The sequence below is a fragment of the Amphibacillus sp. Q70 genome (assembly GCF_052055485.1).
Lineage (GTDB): Bacteria > Bacillota > Bacilli > Bacillales > Amphibacillaceae > Amphibacillus.
Genome location: NZ_CP197171.1, coordinates 106,717 through 125,656, shown reverse-complemented (window position 1 = coordinate 125,656; position 18,940 = coordinate 106,717). Strand labels below are relative to the sequence as shown.

The 18,940-nt window shown below is 35.7% G+C and carries 10 protein-coding genes; 8 read left to right on the top strand and 2 right to left on the bottom strand.

Annotated elements, in window-relative coordinates; all coding sequences use genetic code 11:
* Positions 1 to 167: 167 nt before the first annotated feature.
* Entirely contained in the window at positions 168 to 1,319 is a 1,152-nt protein-coding gene (tnpB, locus tag ACS127_RS00475; protein ID WP_440896515.1) for an IS200/IS605 family element RNA-guided endonuclease TnpB, read from the bottom strand.
* A gap of 610 nt (positions 1,320 to 1,929) precedes the next feature.
* Between tnpB and ACS127_RS00470 the strand changes: the two genes are divergently transcribed.
* From ACS127_RS00470 to ACS127_RS00435, 8 genes are all read left to right on the top strand, one after another.
* A complete protein-coding gene (locus ACS127_RS00470) occupies positions 1,930 to 3,483 on the top strand; it encodes a response regulator transcription factor (RefSeq protein ID WP_440896514.1) in 1,554 nt (517 codons plus the stop codon).
* Positions 3,467 to 5,269 carry a sensor histidine kinase gene (locus ACS127_RS00465; protein ID WP_440896513.1) on the top strand — a complete coding sequence of 601 codons (1,803 nt, stop codon included), beginning with the start codon at positions 3,467 to 3,469 and terminating at the stop codon, positions 5,267 to 5,269. Before ACS127_RS00470 ends, ACS127_RS00465 begins: the two co-directional genes overlap by 17 nt.
* 462 nt (positions 5,270 to 5,731) lie before the next feature.
* Positions 5,732 to 7,057, top strand: coding sequence for an ABC transporter substrate-binding protein (locus ACS127_RS00460; protein WP_440896512.1), 1,326 nt, complete (start codon positions 5,732 to 5,734; stop codon positions 7,055 to 7,057).
* A gap of 168 nt (positions 7,058 to 7,225) precedes the next feature.
* The gene (locus ACS127_RS00455) at positions 7,226 to 8,149 is read left to right on the top strand and encodes a carbohydrate ABC transporter permease (protein ID WP_440896511.1); all 924 of its coding nucleotides are present in this window, start codon (positions 7,226 to 7,228) and stop codon (positions 8,147 to 8,149) included.
* Complete coding sequence (locus ACS127_RS00450) at positions 8,146 to 8,973, top strand: carbohydrate ABC transporter permease (protein WP_440896510.1); 828 nt, start codon at positions 8,146 to 8,148, stop codon at positions 8,971 to 8,973. Before ACS127_RS00455 ends, ACS127_RS00450 begins: the two co-directional genes overlap by 4 nt.
* Before the next feature lie 455 nt (positions 8,974 to 9,428).
* The gene (locus ACS127_RS00445) at positions 9,429 to 13,250 is read left to right on the top strand and encodes a glycoside hydrolase (protein ID WP_440896508.1); all 3,822 of its coding nucleotides are present in this window, start codon (positions 9,429 to 9,431) and stop codon (positions 13,248 to 13,250) included.
* 1,085 nt (positions 13,251 to 14,335) lie between these two features.
* Positions 14,336 to 15,004 (top strand): 2,3-diphosphoglycerate-dependent phosphoglycerate mutase, encoded by a 669-nt coding sequence (gene gpmA, locus ACS127_RS00440; protein ID WP_440896507.1) that lies wholly within the window; start codon positions 14,336 to 14,338, stop codon positions 15,002 to 15,004.
* A gap of 840 nt (positions 15,005 to 15,844) precedes the next feature.
* Complete coding sequence (locus tag ACS127_RS00435; protein WP_440896506.1) at positions 15,845 to 17,362, top strand: flavocytochrome c; 1,518 nt, start codon at positions 15,845 to 15,847, stop codon at positions 17,360 to 17,362.
* 482 nt (positions 17,363 to 17,844) lie between these two features.
* Here the strand turns inward: ACS127_RS00435 and ACS127_RS00430 are convergent, their stop codons facing one another.
* Positions 17,845 to 18,870, bottom strand: a complete 1,026-nt coding sequence (locus ACS127_RS00430; protein WP_440896505.1) for a LacI family DNA-binding transcriptional regulator — start codon at positions 18,868 to 18,870, stop codon at positions 17,845 to 17,847.
* Between the last annotated feature and the right edge of the window lie 70 nt (positions 18,871 to 18,940).

Here is an 18,940-nt window from a genome sequence, read left to right as displayed (position 1 = left end):
TTTGATAACATTTAAAGCTTATCTTGTTGCCATCATTTTTAATAGACATGCATCATAAGCAGCAAAAAAAGCTAAAGTTAGCATCATTGAACTACTCACCCCTTAATTTCTAATGAAATTTGAAGAGGGAGATTCCTAAGAACACCAACCTAATGGTTGATTATTGATTAGGCGATCCCTGTCGTACCGACAGTTAGAAGTCTGATGGCTTCAACTTCAATATTTTTACTTGCGTTAAGATCTCGATCGTGTGCTCTATGGCATGAAGGACATTGCCACATGCGTAAGGCGAGATGCTTAACGTCTGGATGTCGATAGCCACAATGCGAACAAAGTTGACTAGAAGGGAAGTTTTTGGCGATGGCTACGACTTCCTTTCCGTACCACTTGGCTTTGTATTCAAGCATCGTACGGAATTCTGACCAGCTGACTTCACTAATGGCTTTTGATAATCGTTTGTTTTTGAGCATGTTAGATACTTGTAAGTCCTCAATACCAATGATGTCGTGATTCTTGACAATTTCAGTACTGACTTTATGCAAGTAATCTGTTCTGACATTTTTAATTTTTTTGTGAATACGAGCGACCTTGACCCGTTGTTTTTGATAATTTTTCGCTTCATGAAGGGGTTTTCTATCTTGCTTGGCTTGTTTATATCGTCTGGACAGTTTGCGTTGTTCTTTTTCTAATTTGTTTTCTAGCATGCGTAAACATCTAGGGTTCTTATACGTCGTCCCATCTGAAAGTGTGGCAAACGCTTTGATGCCCACATCGACCCCTGTTGATTGCTTCGTTTGAGGGAGTGAGTCTACCTCTGTCTCAACAAGGATAGAGATGAAGTATTTACCACTTGGATGTCGCCTAATCGTAGCATTTAGAAGGCGTCCATCGACCTCACGACTTTTAGCGAACTTGACAAGCCCTAATTTGGGCAGCTTGATTGTATTGCCCACGACTGCGATATTTCCGTTCGTGTGTTTCGTTGTATACGATTGGGTCGGGTTCCTTTTAGACTTAAATCGTGGGGCGTTCGTTTGTTTGTTAAAGAAGCGCGCAAAAGATTCAGATAGATGTTTGACACTTGATTGAATGGCAATACTATCGACTTCTTTTAGCCACTCATATTCCTGCTTTAAAGCGGGAAGCTGTTTAGAGCATGAACGATAGTTGAGTCCTTTACCCGTTTCCTTGTAAGTTTCATTCCACTTGGCTAGAAAGTGATTGAAAACAAACCGTGAACAACCGATCGTTTTATTCATGAGGATTTGTTGTTCTTTATTCGGATAGAGGCGGAATTTATAGGCTTTATTGACTAACATCATCTCACCTTACTTAATAGGAATATATGTTCTCATTATATCATAAGGGAGATGTTTTGGCTAGCGCCAACCCACATTCATCTCCCACTTACTCACGGGGCGATGCCCTTCATGTTCCTAGAAGTGGGAGTCTTCTGTCGGAAATCCGATAAAATTGAGCAGAAGATGTGAGATTCCTGCAAACACGCATAAGTAGTTGACAGCCATATAAATTCAAATTATACTAAAAAGTAAAAGTTAACTAAACTTTTACTTAACTTTTACATGTGCTTTTTGTGTTAAATTAGCTTATCAGACTTTTTACGCTTATAATAGTATAGGCTCATAATATAGAAATCCTATTTTTCTACAAAATAATTGAAAGGGTGAAAGATAAAATCATTGAAATGAACCTTTCCTAAATTAACTGAATGATTGGTTAAAAAGAACGAGTAGTTGTCTATCTAATGACAATTGGTTTGGCAATTCATCAAATCAATGCATATTTGCCAGAGAAGCCAGCTCTGGCTCAAGTAAATTATGATGGTGATAGTTATAAAAGTCCTCATTCTAGAGTCTATCCGTAACTTAATGACAACGTTTACATAATATTTTAGGAAGGTGTATAAAAATGATTAATACCTATAAAATATTGATTGTTGATGATGAAATGTTAATTAGACAGGGGATTATTAAATTTATTGATTGGGAGAAGGAAGGATTTCAAATCATCGGTGAGGCAGCAAATGGTCAAGAGGCTCTGGATATGATTAAACAAACTCCACCTCATATTATGATTACTGATGTTGTCATGCCTATTATGGACGGAGTTGAATTAGTTAAGAAAGTAAAAGAACTGTATTCGGATATTGAGATTCTTGTTTTAAGTAGTTTCGAAGATTTTGAATATGTACGGTCTACATTTCAAAATGGGGTTGTGGACTATATCTTAAAACCTAAATTGAACAGTGAGGATTTATTAAAAACATTAAATAAGATTGTAGGAAGAAAATCGGGAAGTACTATAAAGGCACCTCATAAGTCAATAGCTATTGAAGATATCATGAAAAGATTAATGCAAGGATATGATGTAGATGATAATCAAAACATTATAAAAGAAAAATTCCCTTATCATAATTATAGCTTGTTGAAACTTTGTATTAGGCATGGGGAACGTTATTCACTGAATTGGGATACTATTATCGAAAAACTTACTACTTATTTTATTGATATCCATTCTGCAATCATCATAAAAGAGAAATCAGCTGTTACTTTATTATTAAACTTTGAATCATCTAAGTCGACATATATAAAGCGAAAACTAAAAGAAATAGCCTTAGGCCATTTTCTCACTCAACCCAAAATGATTTGGCTATTAAGCAAAGAATTTGACTCTATTAACCATATTAAAAGTGTCTATGAAGACCATTTATTAAAGATACAGCAATATTTATTCTATTTTCCAGATACCCATTTATTAATTGAAGATGAATTGCCAGCTGAAAAAAGTAATACTCAAGAATTTGATTTGAATCATTTTATTGAATTGTTTAAGGATCGACAATTTAATATTTCTCTAGAGTATATGGAGAATCATGTTAATTGTTTAGCATCACAATATACAAAAGATAGTTTTGAGTTCACATCACTTTTAGGTAATATAATTTTCAATATGCTTGTAACCTTAAGGAATCTCAAATACGATATAAGTGAACTAGAAAAGAAAAAGTATAACTTTTTAAAAAATTTAACGGAAGCGCTGGATGTTCATACAGCAATCAATTATTTTAATCTTTTTTTAGATGAAATTAAAGCCCTTATTTTTTCAAATAAGGAGAACCATGAACAAGCAAATATGCAAAAAATTTTAACTTATATTGCAGAACATTATAAGGAGTCACTTAGTTTAACTGAATTAGCTGATCATTTTCACTTTAATCCCTCTTATCTATCATTCTATTTTACTAATCACCATGATGAAGGATTTAGTGAATATTTAAATAGGATAAGAATCAAAAAATCGATGGAATTGTTGGAATATAGCAGTGAATCGATCTCAACAATTAGTGAGAAGGTTGGATATTCAGAACATAGTTATTTTAGTAAAGTATTTAAAAAAATTACCGGTATGTCTCCAAGCCGTTATCGGAGGGAGTACGGATACCATAATGAAAAGAGTTTTTAAAAAAATAACGACATTAATCCTGAATAATAATTTATTTATAAAAATGTTTTTAGTCATGCTGATTAGTATAGTTACTGTGTCGGTACTGATTACTTTTAGTACGATTCGAATGTCGAGTAACCTGTTTATGGATACATTCAGTATTACAAACACTAAGGTATTGAATCAAATAAAAACAGGTTTTGAATCGTTAAGTTATGTCATTGTATCTGCTACAAATGAAACCCAAAGTAACAGGATGATTAAAGAAGTGTTGACTAATAAAAAGGTAAATACAATTGAGGAAGCAAGTTCTTATCATGCAATTGTCAAACAAATGGAGCAAATATATTCAAATATTGAATCTTTTGATGTCAATATGCTTGTGCTTGGTGAGGATGAACGTTTATTTAATATGAATTATTCAAGTTGGCCAATATCTTGGGAAGAGTTATTTAATCATCCTATTACTCAAGAGACATTAGATAACCCGAATAAACTGCATTATCATCTAGTTCCTCCTACATCTATGAGCAATGAAGCCATGATTGTGGCCTCTAAAGCGTTAACAGAGGTGTCTACCGATAATGTATATGGTTATTTATTTTTTTCGATTCGGGAATCGGATTTTAGGCAAGGATATGAAGGCTACACAACCGAAGGTAACAGTATATTACTAATCGATCAAAACGGTAAAATTGTTTCCAGTAATCAAGATCATTTAATAGGAGTAGAAAACACTGAATTATTGAATCTGTCAGCTCAATTTGAGGAGCAACATTTAGAATATACTGATGTAGAGGTTTTAGATAATGTTTACCTAATGGCGGCAGAATATTTACCAGCGTACAATATGTACTTTGTCAATCTGGTTGATAAAAGTCTGGTTATAGATAATTTAATAAATACAAAGGAAATTGTTTTAATTAGTATTGTGATTGTGACGATAGCCGTTATAGTTGTCTATATCATTTCACGTCGAATGACAAAATCATTAAGCCATCTTGTTCGGCAGATTTCTAATATTGCTAAATATGATTTTAATAAGCCAGTAACAGAGACTGGCGGCTATGAAGCCAAGAGAATATCAAATGCTTTTAACTACATGTTGAATGAATTACAAGACTATGTGAATATAGTTGTTCAAACGCAAAAGGAGCAAAGAGATGCAGAATTACGAGCGCTACAGCATCAAATTAATCCGCATTTTCTTTATAATACATTGACTTCTGTGAAGTTTTTAGTTCAACAAGGTGAAAAGGAAAAAGCAACTGAAACGATTCATGCCCTAATAACCATATTGCAAACATCACTTGGTAATATTGATCAGACTATTACAGTTGAACAAGAATTAAAAATCATGAAAAATTACATCTTGATTAACCAAGCTCGTTATGGGGATAGGATTAAAGTTAATTATTTCATTTCACCCAACTGCTTAAACTATCATTTACCCAAACTTATAATCCAACCTTTTATAGAGAATGCATTTTTTCATGCCTTTTCCAATCAAGGAGAAGGATTAATCCAGATTCTTATTTCACAACAAGACGATGAACTTATATGTGAAGTAATTGATAATGGGAATGGTATGGATCTAAAAAAGCATTATTCAACTGATTTTTCCACCAAGAGACATCTGTTTAGTGGTATTGGCATTCAGAATGTTCGTGAACGTATCCAAATCTTATTTGGGGAAGAATATGGGGTTAAGTTATTTAGTGAAGTGGGTGTAGGGACGCGGGTGAAAATTAGGTTACCGATACTTACAAAAGATACTGATCAACCGGACTATAATTCAATTTAAATATGTATATTTTATCAAGTAGCCGAGCATACTCGCGACTTTAGTCGTGCAGATGTATCGGCTTTATTTGAGTTAATGTTTTATTCGATGAGTTCTTTATTATCAACTTCTTTGAACATATTTTCTTATGTACTCAACTTTCTCACACTAAAATTAGTCATCTTGACTGAGCATGAAAGTTCAGATGTGAAAGTTGAGTTATGTATTATAGAGTAAGTAAAAAATTTTAGTTATGCATTATCTTGCTCTTCTAAAAACGGACAATGTTTGTAAAAGCAAACGGATATAATCATCTAAAAAAAATATAAAAACATAAAAAAATTACAAATAAAAAACCAATATAATTGATTTTCCGAATAAAATCATATGAAAACCTAAAAATCATCCTAACACTTAATTTTACTAAAATGATAAGATTTAATTAGGCGTTAGATAGCGCTTACAAAAAAGGAGGTTAAAGAAATGAAGAAAGCATTGATTAGCTTTTTATTACTGGTTGGGATTTTAGTCCTAGCAGCATGTTCAGGTTCTGGAGATGATACAGATACACAAGGAGATACTGGAGAGACAGATGTAGATGATACAGAGGAAACAGCAGGTGACGAAGTTGAACTCACTGCATGGGCATGGGATCAAGTTTTTAATGTTGCTGCAATTGAGACTGCATCTGACTATTATGATGGAGAACAAGATATTTCACTTGATGTGATTGAAAATGCCCAAGATGATATTATTCAAAGATTAAATACGGGGCTTAGTTCTGGTTCGACAAGTGGACTACCAAATATTGTATTGATAGAAGATTATCGTGCACAAAGTTTTTTGCAAGCTTATCCTGATATGTTTTATCCAATAACAGATTATTTTAATCAAGATGATTTTGCTGATTATAAAATGGCAACAACAGGTTATGATGGTGAGCAATACGGGCTGCCATTTGATTCTGGTGTGGCAGGTTTATATGTACGGACAGATATTTTGGAAGAAGCAGGTTTAAGCTTGGAAGACGTTACAAATATAACGTGGGAAGAGTATATTGAAGTGGGTGAAGTGATTAAAGAAGAAACAGGTACAGACTTGCTTACACTAGATCCTAATGATTTGGGGCAAATTCGGATGATGATCCAATCAGTCGGTTCTTGGTATGTGGAAGAAGATGGTGTGACACCAGATCTCGCTAATAACGAAGCACTCGCTAAAGCATTTGAAAACTATAAAGGTTTGATGGAAGCAGATGTTGTTACATTAGTTTCTGATTGGGCCCAATTCTTAGCTGCCTTTAACGATGGTGATGTTGCAACTATTCCAACTGGAAACTGGATTACAGCAAGTGTTAAAGCTGAAGAAGCTCAATCCGGTGATTGGGCAGTCGTTCCAATTCCAAGATTAGATATAGAAGAATCTGTTAACGCCTCAAACTTAGGGGGTAGTTCTTGGTATGTGTTAGATCTAGAGGGGAAAGAAGCAGCAGCAGAGTTTTTAGCAAATACCTTTGGCTCAAAAGTTGACTTATATGATGAATTAGTGACGGAAATTGGGGCAATAGGTACTTATATTCCAGCTACAGAGAGCGAAGCTTATGAATCAGAAGATGAATACTTTGATGGTCAAAGCATTATTGCAGATTTCTCGGAATGGACTGAAGAAATCCCAGGTGTTAACTACGGTATGCATACCTATGCTATTGAAGATATTATAGTAGTAGAAATGCAGAATTATTTAGGTGGTCAGGACCTTAGTGACGTACTAAATAATGCCCAAGAACAAGCAGAAACACAGCTTCGATAATTAGAAGTAGCTAAATAGAGCCTTGAGTATATAACTAAGTAAACTAAAAATTTTGTTTAGAACTTATTAGATCATACTCTTGGCTTTATTTATAATCGTTGATTGATTAAATCTAGGTATTTATGATCTTCAATAAATACCTAAATTTAAATTGGGAGGGATGTATATATGAGCCAAGATATAGAAAAATTCAAGCCAAACTTTTCACTTAAGAATAGAAAGAAAAGTTTATCCAATAAAAATATAGCCGGCTGGCTGTTTGTAATGTTAGCTGTTATTGCTATTTCTTTATTTTACTTCTATCCAATGATTGAAGCGTTTTTACTATCTTTCCAAACGGGTATGGGATCAAATTTAGAGTACACAGGTTTAGATAATTGGATTCGTATATTTAATGATCCAACTTTTAAAGCTGCATTGTTTAATACAATAACCTACTTAATTATTCAAGTACCCATAATGATTATCTTAGCTTTAATTTTCTCAGTACTATTGAATGATTCAACATTGAAATTTAGAGGTTTTTTTAGAACAGCGATTTTTCTACCAGCTGTAACATCACTTGTTGCTTATTCAGTTGTATTTAAATACTTATTTAGCGGAAATGGTATTGTCAATCAATTTTTGCTGAGCACTGGTATAATTGAAAACTCAATAAATTTTATTACTGATCCTTTCTGGGCAAAGGTAACCATTATTATTGCAATTACTTGGAGATGGACAGGGTATAATATGATCTTTTACCTTTCTGCCTTACAAAATGTTGATGATTCGATCTATGAAGCAGCAAGAATTGATGGTGCTTCATCAATTCAACAATTTTTTAAGATTACAGTACCCTTACTAAAGCCAATTATATTGTTTACATCAATTGTTTCTACGATAGGAACCTTGCAACTTTTTGATGAGGTTATGAATATTACACAAGGTGGACCTGGAAACGCCACCATCTCTATCTCTCAATATATATATAATTTATCGTTTGAATATACACCTGATTTTGGGTATGCAGCAACGGTCTCCTATGTCATTGTTATCTTAGTTGTCATCTTATCTATGATTCAATTTAAATTGGCAGGTGATGATAAATGAAAAAGCTAAAACGCTTTTTAAAGTATTTATTTTTAACAATCGTATCGTTTATCAGTATATTCCCATTCATCTGGATGGTCGTTAGTATGACAAATGAATCGATAGATGTGACTAGAGGCCGCCTCTTACCAGGTACTTATTTGTTTGAGAATATTAGAAATTTATTTGGATCTGTAAACATTGTTTCTGCCCTTACTAACTCAGCAATTATCGCTGTTGTTACGACAATATTAACTTTAATTGTTGCATCAGTAGCTGGGTATGGTTTTGAAATCTATCGAAGCAAAGGCAGGGATATTGTTTTCAATATTCTATTATTATCGATGATGATTCCGTTTGCTGCGATAATGGTCCCTCTTTATCGACTGTTTGGAAATATCGGTAACATTTTCCCTCCAATCGGATATGATACGTTGGCATCTGCAATTCTACCAACCGTAGTAACGGCTTTTTTCATCTTTTTCTTCAGACAAAATACAAAAATGTTTGCCAAAGAATTGATCGAAGCGGGTAGAATGGATGGATTAAGTGAACTGGGCATATTTTTTCGAATTTATGTACCAACAATGAAGAACACATATGCAGCTGCGGCAATTATTGCCTTTATGAATAGCTGGAATAATTATATGTGGCCTTTGGTCATATTACAATCACCTAAAAACCATACTATTCCACTACTCATTTCTCAACTTGGTTCTAGCTATGCACCTGATTATGGTGTGATGATGACCGCTATTGTTATAGCTACACTACCGACAGCATTAGTCTTTTTCTTTATGCAGAAACATTTTGTTTCCGGTATGTTAGGATCTGTAAAAGGTTAAAGGTAGCTTTATATTTCGCTTATTTATTGGTCAATATGATTTACATCAAAAAGAGAATGGTCATGGCTAAAGAATCCGAATTTTTTAACCACGAATCTTTTCAAGTATGCTGGATTGACTGGCTTAATTTTGAATGGGTTCGTAATATTGCGCAGATCAATTTCTAAATTTTTCAAGTACCTATAGAAATAACCCATGAAATTAAGGTTGAGACTGTGGTCACTCATCTCATCGAAGATATTAGCTCATGGAAGGTGTCTAGCTAAAATAGAAATCACCATTTCTATTTTTTGAATAATATTCAAAATTTGTATGACTTTTCATAGTTGTGACATTGCTTCAAAAAAATATATTAAGAACCCTTTGGAGGTGAGTCCCTTCAAAAATTAGATGCTTACTAATAGTTAGGTAATGATAGTTTTTCTTTCAATGAACAGAAAGTGTGAGGTGTTAAATTGAAGAAAGTCATTAAGGAAAATTTTAAAAAATCAATTGTAATATTATCTATTTTAGTACTTTTTCTAGGGTTTTTTACACCTGTAACTGAGATAATAGAAGCCAGTAATGGGGGTTCGAGTACAGCAGATAAAACCATTATGTTGGATCCTAGCTATCAGCATGATCCATTTGAAGGTTGGGGTACAGCTTTAGTATGGTTTGGTAATCAGACCGGTACATGGCCAGAAGAAATAAAGACGGAATTAGCGGATGCAATATTTGGTGAAGAAGGATTAGACTTTAATATTGCTAGATATAATATTGGTGGAGAAGACGCTCCTGAAACAGAACCCTATATGCGTCTAGGCGGTGCGGTTCCTGGTTACTGGAATCGTCCAGATGAGTTTGGTCCACCAGAAGATTTAGATGAAGATGAAATTGAAAATTGGACTGAAGAGGAAGATTGGTGGAATCCAGAGGACCCAACTCATTGGGACTGGGAAAAAGATGCTGGGCAACAATGGTGGTTAAAAGCAGCTCAAGAAAGAGGAGCAAACCTTTTTGAGGCTTTTTCTAATTCTGCCCCTTACTTTATGACTAAAAGTGGATATACATCAGGAAATGACAGTTCTACGCAAGATAATTTACAAGAAGATCAATATGAGAACTTTGCTATTTATTTAACTAAAGTTGTTGAACATTTAGAGAATGAATTAGGTGTACCAATAAATACACTTTCTCCAGTTAATGAGCCTAACACTAATTATTGGTCAGCTGGTGGGAGACAAGAAGGTTCTCATTGGAGTCCATCATCTCAAGCGAAGATTATTAATACTGTGGCAGATCAGTTGGATGGCTTAGATGTAGATACAATTGTTTCAGCTATGGATGAAACAAATACGAGTACGTTTCTAAATAATTGGAATGCATATAATGAAGAAACTAAAGCTAATATTGGACAAATGAATACTCATACCTATGGAACGGGTCAGGAAAAGGCTATTAGGGATATCGCTAAATTTGAAGACAAGCGTTTGTGGATGTCTGAGGTTGATTTAGGCCCCGGAGGTATTCCACAAGATTTTGAGGATATTCGACCGGCTCTTCACTTAGCAGACCGAATTACTACTGATATTAACAATCTTGAACCCAAAGCATGGGTGCTATGGCAGGCGATTGAAGATGAAGTAAATATGAATGCAGATAATGAAAATATGAACTGGGGCTTAATTCATGTGGATTTTGAACCGGAAGATTTTGATTCACTTGAGTTTTACAAAAATAAAAAATATTATGCAATGGGTAACTATTCAAAATTCATTCGTCCAGGTCACCAGATTATTAACACAGATGACGATAGGACTCTAGCTGCAATTGACAAAGATAGTAACGAAGCTGTTGTTATCCATACAAATTGGAGTGAAAATGAACAAACCATTGATATTGATTTATCAGGATTTGAGAATGCAGGTAATGTAGCAACCCCTTATGTGACATCAGAAATAGACAATCTTGTTCAAAAAGATAAGATATCAATAGAGGATGATACACTAACAGTAACTGTTGCACCAAATTCAATCAACACATTTGTTATTGATAATGTGTCAGGTGTGTCAGAAGATGCTGGTTTTTTAAATCCGGACACTAGATATAACTTGATTAATGTTAATAGTGATTTAGCACTTGATGCTGCTGATGATAGTGTTGTTCAAAATAGTGTTGACCGGGGTAATACTGCTCAAGAATGGCAGCTTGAAAAAGTCACAGATGGTTATACACATGAAGAAGTTTATAAAATTGTCAATGCTAAAACTGATCAAGTCATCACTAATGATGATGGAACGGCTGTTTTAGCAGAAGATGTAGCCTCAGAAGCTCAAGAATGGATACTTTCTACTAATGGTAATGGACAGTATTCATTTATCAATAAGGAGGCAAAGAGGGTACTTGAGATAGGTGATGAATCCAGAGCTGAAGGAGTATCCGCTGGTTTGTGGCGACCTAATGCTGGTAATCATCAAGCATGGTATTTAGAAGAAGCAGGTGTTCAAAGCGTTGAAACGGAATTTGTATGGACACTTCCAGGAGTGGCACCAGACTTACCAGATGAAGTTACAGTAGTTTATGGGGATGGTAAAACAGATACCAAGCTCGTAGAATGGGCCGAACTCGATGAGGAACAGTATGCTTCTGAAAACATATTTGTTCTAGAAGGTACTGTTGAAGATACTAACATTAAGGCAGAGTTAGACATTTATGTAAGTGAAATACGAAGTATCATTATGACTCAGGTAAAAACAGTACCCGGTTTAGCACCAACTCTTCCGGAAGAAGTAGCAGCACAACTTAATGTGGGTAAAAAGATTGTTTTACCTGTAGAGTGGGAGGATATTGATCCTGCACTTTATGAGACCTTAGGTTCTTTCACTATAACAGGTTCAGTTGATCATACCGATATTGATGCAGAAGCCTATATTAAAGTTACAGAACCTTCAATTGAAAATATTGCTCTGAATACAGATGGCTCTGACTATCCTGAAGCTAAGGCTTCCTTTTCCGGTAGGTGGGATCCAGTAGAAAATATTAATGATGGTAAATACGATGAGCGCTGGACTAACTGGGATGCTGATGAATGGCGGTCAGAAGACTGGGTTGAAATTGACTTTGGGGAAGAAAAAACGCTTTATGGAGTTGATTTCACGTTTTATGATGATCATGGTGGTACTAGACCCCCTGAAACACTGCATTTAGAATACTGGGATGAAGTTGAGTCAGACTGGGTTAAAATAGCAGATACTTCCTTGGAGATTGACACGGAAAAAGAAGTAAGTATTGAGTTCCCAGAAATTAATACTTCTAGAATCAGATCAGTAATGACAGCAATGCCGGATGCATGTATAGCAATCTTAGAAATGGAAGTTATCGGTCTTAGCAACAACCCTGCTTTAGGTGATAATGCATTATTAGAATCTATCTTAGTAGATGGAACTGCATTAGAAGATTTTACATCTGATACATTTGACTATCATGTTGAGCTTCCTGCTGATACAACAGAAGTACCAGAAATTTCAGTAGTAACCGAAGATCCATTTGCTAACTATGATATTGAATTACCAACTTCTTTAACGGATAAGGCAGTAATCACTGTTATATCAGAAGATGAAACGGTAAAAGAAACATACACAATTGACTTTAGTGTGGCAGAACAAGAAGTAAATAAGTCGGTGCTAGCTGCAGAAGTGAAAAGAATTCGAGCATTAGATGCTGATCAATACACAGAAGAAAGCTGGGCATTGTTAACGTCAGCACTAGCCAAAGCAGAAGGCGTATTAGCAGATGACGAGGCAACAGAAGCGGAAGTAGAAGACGCATTAGCAGCGTTAAAATCTGCTGTTCAGGGGTTAGAAGAGGCAGAAGAATCAGAAGATTCAAAAGTAGACAAATCAAGCTTAGCTGCAGAAGTGAAAAGAATTCAAAAATTAGATGCCAAACAATACACAGAAGAAAGCTGGGCATCGTTAGCGACTGTACTAGCCAAAGCAGAAGACGTATTAGCAGATGATGAGGCAACTCAACAAGATGTTGATGAAATATTAAAGGCACTACAAACAGCAGTAGAAAACTTACAAAAAGTAGCAGATAGGGATACTGATGATCCATTAGGTGATAATGATGAAGAAGCTGAGGATCCTAAAGATCCTGTTGAATCCACAAATGGTGAGGAATTACCGGACACAGCCACAAACACTTATAATTGGATCACTTTAGGCTTATTAATGGTATTAGTAGCGGTTGGTATTTATGGATTTTCAAAGACATCACACTTATTAAAAAAATAAATTTCGTTTAAGCAATGAACCGCATCTATAAGTTTAGATGATTATTTACTCCCCTTAGGATTGGCTATTAAAATTAAAGCTGTTCCTTAAGGGGAATTTTACTTTTTAGAATAGCTTATCACAGATAACCGTCCGTAAAAATCGGGTCAACAACGGGTTTTGATGGGGCGAGTAACCGCACTAAGGAAAACTACGGAGCTTTACACTGCGATTACCAATGTTGTCAGGTTAATAAAATCGATTAAGTAAATTCTATTTCAGAATGATAAATAGCACGCTAAAATTCAAATATTAAGGGTCGGTGCTTTCCGCGGAGATGGGGTCTATAGGACGTAGATCATGCAGGTGTTGGGACTGCGGTTACTCGTCCCATCAAAAGCTCTGCCACAGGACGTGACGAACTTAACCTGCTTTCAGCTAACTTTTGTAGCCTAATGCGCCACAAAAGTGGATCTTCAACTCATCTTCGAAAATAAAAGGCGATTTTCTTCGTGCGATGTCTCGCTGACGAAGCTTTCCTTGTCTTATTTCCGCTGGAGTCACCCCCTTTCGTTCCAATCACCTAAGTGGATCTGTTATATGAGTGAATCCTATTTTAATTTGGTTTATATTGATTTGTATTTTCCTCCATCCAAATAAGAAAATGATGGAATGGAATCGAGTATCAACTTTAATACAAATGAAAGTCAAACCAGCTAGCGAAGGAAAAACACGCAGACTCCTGTGGGAAAAGCGTGAGCTTGAGATCCACTTTGACAAGTATTTTTTGCTTGGCAAAGTTAGCTCAAGCCACGCCCACGGAAAGCGTAGTGTTTTTCCGTAGCGGTCGTGTTAACCTGACAACATTGCTGCGATTACTCGTCCCACCGAAGACATTTGCGGTTACTCGCCCCACCGGAACCATATGCATGACCTACATCCTGTAGGCCCAACTCCAACTGATTGAAGTTTCGCTTTATTTAGCTGAGTTTTGTCTTAGTCTCTAACTCCTTCACCTGCACAGCAACTCAGCTCTCACTTATGAAATGAGTTATAAATTGATGTATAATAAACTTGAAACGACAGATTGCTAAAGGAGAATATTTATGCCAAAACTAGTCTTTGCACGTCATGGAATGAGTGAGTGGAATAAAGAAAATCTATTTACGGGTTGGGTAGATGTTGACTTAGCTCCTGAAGGTGTTGAAGAAGCTATCGATGCTGGTCGTAAAGTTAAAGAAGCTGGAATTGAGTTTGATATCGCCTATACGTCAGTATTGACTCGTGCGATCAAAACATGTAATTACATCTTAGAATACTCAAAGCAATTGTGGGTTCCAGTCGTAAAATCTTGGCGTTTGAATGAGCGTCATTATGGTGCACTACAAGGGCTGAACAAGCAGGAAACACGTGATAAATATGGGGATGAGCAAGTTCATATTTGGCGTCGTTCTTATGATGTCCTGCCTCCGTTGACTGATCCTACAACGGATCGTCGCTATGCATTATTAGATCCTAAAACGATTCCCGGAGGAGAAAACTTAAAAGTTACACTTGAGCGTGCTTTACCATTCTGGGAAGATAAAATCGCACCCGATTTACGTGATGATAAAATTGTTTTTGTTGCGGCACATGGGAACTCTTTACGAGCTTTAGCCAAACATATTGAGGGTATTTCAGATGATGATATTATGGATTTAGAAATCCCTACTGGACAACCTCTTGTTTATGATTTAAATGATGATTTAACTGTTGCTGATAAATATTATTTATGACCACTCTTTTTTAGGGGGAGAGGAGATTTTCAATTCAACTTGCTATTTCCTCTCCTCTTTTATTTATGAATAAATGATTTTTTATCATTTTGGACGAGAAGGCTTCATCCTCAAGCGTAAGCTGGGGTGAAGATGAATCGTCTTTTTTTGTAGTAAAACTCCTGTTTGCATGGTGTAATATCCCTATACGAAATGTTCTTTGAAAACTGACTATATAGGGTTATGACAAGAAATGTTTTGTCACGTAAAATATCCAAGCACTGCCCGATCCACACATACCGAAGCTGCGAAAACCAAGTAAAAGTAGGGTGTGTGGTGAACCCGTCGTATAAAGCAGTCAAACGTTCACCGTAGGGACTACGGATAGAGCCTGCTAAAATAACTGGTGGCTGCACGGGTGTTCGCAGGAATCTCCAGCTTCAGGTATAGAAACCAAGGTGGAGTAGTTCAATTGTGGGTAAAACTGTTCGTGGGAGCAAGCCGATTAAAAACTTTCTATAACATCCTTCCTCAGCTACCACTTCTTTCGCTTCTATTTTTCATTCATTGATTAGTCATTATAAAAGGTATAAGTTTCCAGCCGGCTTATATTTTCTATATTTTGCAGGAGATCTTTAAATCGATAAGAAGAAAATAAATTTGATAAAAACAATGGTTTTGAAATTTAAAAATCAGCTGTAAAAAAATTAAAACGCTAAATATATTAGTTAAATTGTGAATTGTAGAGCAATCTGATAGTTATTATTCTTTTATTCATTAATGGTTTTTAAAATGATAATTGATTTTTTAATCATAACAGGTACAATAGTTAGTGAAATAAAACACAAAGGAGAAGTCACCATGAAAAAACTATTGTTTGGTATACTTGTAAGTATCCTCATATTAGGCGGATGTGTACAAGATAACCCAGAAAATGAAGAGGCAGCTGATGATTCAGAAACAGAGGAACAGGAGTCAGATGTTGATTCAGGTGCTACAGAAACACAAGAAGGCGCAACAATTGACGATTTGGAGGAAAGTTATGATGTAGTCGTCGTTGGAGCTGGAGGTGGAGGTATGGCTTCTGCCATTGAAGCTTATGAAGCAGGCGCCTCTGTTGCTATATTTGAGAAAATGCCAATAGTTGGTGGGAATACGTTGAAGTCATCAGGAGGGATGAATGCTGCAGGAACTTCTATTCAAGAAGCTGAAGAAGTAGAAGATGACCCTGAATCATTCTTTGAAGAAACACTTGATGGCGGTCATGGAGAAAATGATCAAGAATTATTAAGGTATATGACAGAAAACGCTGCAGAAGGTATTGAATGGCTAGATTCAATGGGTATTACATTAGGTACACTATCCTATTCAGGTGGAATGAGTCAACCACGTGCTCATAGACCGACAGATGGTTCACCGGTTGGCGGTTATTTAGTTGATGGGCTATTTGATAACCTTGAAGAAAGAGACATCCCTGTTTTCTTAAATTCTGAAGTTACTCGATTAGTTGAAGACAATGGAGAGGTTACTGGTGTTGAAGTAACGGTTGATCAAACAGAGGATGTGACTGTTAATGCAGGCGCAGTTATCGTAGCCACAGGTGGATTTGGTGCAAATTATGACATGATTACTGAATACAATAGCGATCTTGAAGGAGTCGTTACAACGAACCATGAAGGTGCGACAGGAGATGGTATTCAGATGATTCAAGATGTTGGTGGAGATGTCGTAGACATGGAATATATTCAAGTTCATCCTACTGTACATCAAGAAAAAAGCTATCTTATTAGTGAATCTGTTCGTGGAAGCGGCGCTATTTTAGTGAATCAAAGTGGAGAAAGGTTTATTGATGAATTGCAACCGCGTGATGTTGTTTCCGCTGGGGTTCAGGAAGAAGAAGGCGGTTATGCTTATTTAATTGGTGATGCTGCTTTAAGAGAACGAGTTCCGGCAGTAGATCACTATGACGAAGAAGGATTAATTGTTGAAGCTGATACAATTGAAGATTTAGCTGCTGAAATTGATATGGACCCAGAGACATTAGCTAGCACCTTAGATGCTTGGAATGAGGCCGTTCAAAATGAAGAAGATGCTGATCATGGTCGTACAACGGCAATGGATTATGAACTAAATGAAGGACCATTCTTTGCTTCTCAAATTGCTCCAGGAATTCACCATACAATGGGTGGAGTACGAATTAATACAAATACAGAAGTGTTAGATACAGATGGGAATGCTATTCCTAACTTGTATGCAGCTGGTGAAACTGCTGGTGGTGTACATGGTGCAAACCGAATTGGCGGAAATGCTGTAGCTGAAATTGTTGTATTTGGTCGTCAAGCAGGTACACAAGCTGCAAATCATGCGCTTGGAAACTAAATACGTACTATAGTTATATGATATTAGGGTAGAATAAATAATTTAACTAAAGGGCCATTCCGACAAAATTCAGTAATCTGAAAATGGTGAATGGCTCTTTCTTATTGACAAGATAGGCGAAATATAAAATGAAATTCCATTTAATGTTAATTTTTCCGCGCACAAGTTTTTTCAGTGGAACGAGTAAGCGTCAATCACTATGGTAGTACGAGTATTCACAGCGCTAGAAAAACTAAGGCTATACCATGCTTACAGGCTTAAAGATTTTCAACAAACCTTCCTCTATTCTGTAGGAACATACAAAAGCACCAACACCTTTGCGGGAGTATAGACTTAGTTCTACCATCAATAAAATCTTATGTTCTCAGATAAGGCGAGAATGAATGCATTTCTTTTTCTAAGTCCTAGGATGTAAGGGAGGGTGAGTTGAGATTCTTTTGTACTTCGATCTGTCATTTTTATCGGACTTTTTGAACCTCCTCTTAAAGGGATGAATCTCTGATTATAAGAGTTGACTCAATATATATTTTTTTAGCTACTTTTCGCCCCGTTAGGATTCTTTCCATAACTAGATCAATGGCTGTTTCCCCCATTAATTCTGTTTCAATTCTCACTGTACTTAAAGCAGGATAGACATACTTTGAAATACTAATATCATCGATACCTATTACACTGACCTTACCAGGGACCTCAATACTTGCTTCATGAAGAGCTCGTAAGGCACCAATGGCGATTGGATCACTGCCAGTATAGAAAGCAGTTGGTAGATCATCTTTTAAAGTATTAATGGCTTTTTTCATTTGCTCGTAGCCACTATCTGCGGAGAAGTCATCAATGAAAATATAATCCTCATTTAACATGTCCTTCTGCTGTAGATAAGAACGAAAATACTTTTCTCTCTTATCCTCAATAGGTGCAGCAGTGTTATGAAACGTTTCGTAACCACCAATAAAACCGATTTTCTTATGACCAGTACTAATAAAATGATCTACCGCTTTTTTTGTTATTTTCTTAAAATCTGTTCGAACAGTATCGATTCCTTCAACTTCATAGAATGCATCAATAATAACAATATTATTGGTGATTTTCTTCAAGCGATCTAGATACTCGTCAAATATATGACCAACGATAACAATACCATCAATATCTTTAGGAATATCAAGAACATCTTCCTTTAAGTATTTCAAAAGTTGAATTTTGTGGAATTCTGCTCTTTCTTCAATCCCTGTACGCATGGTCATGTAATATATATCGTTTAGTTCTTCATTTTCCGTGCCCCAATGTAAAAAAACAATTCGTTGTGCGGCATTAGCTTTATGTTTGCGTTTTTTGTAATCAAGGTCTTCGGCAATTTTAAAAATGCGTTTTTTTGTTTCATCAGTAACAGAAAGGGTAGAGTCGTAATTAAGCACACGTGAAACCGTTGCAATGGATACCCCTGCCTTTTCTGCAATATCTTTTATTGTTATTGCCAATTTAGTCACCTCTAATAACATTAATTTTTTCAAAAAATATTTTCTATTGAAGGTATTTGATAAACAAAATCTATTATAGAATAGCTTAAAAGAAAAGATACGT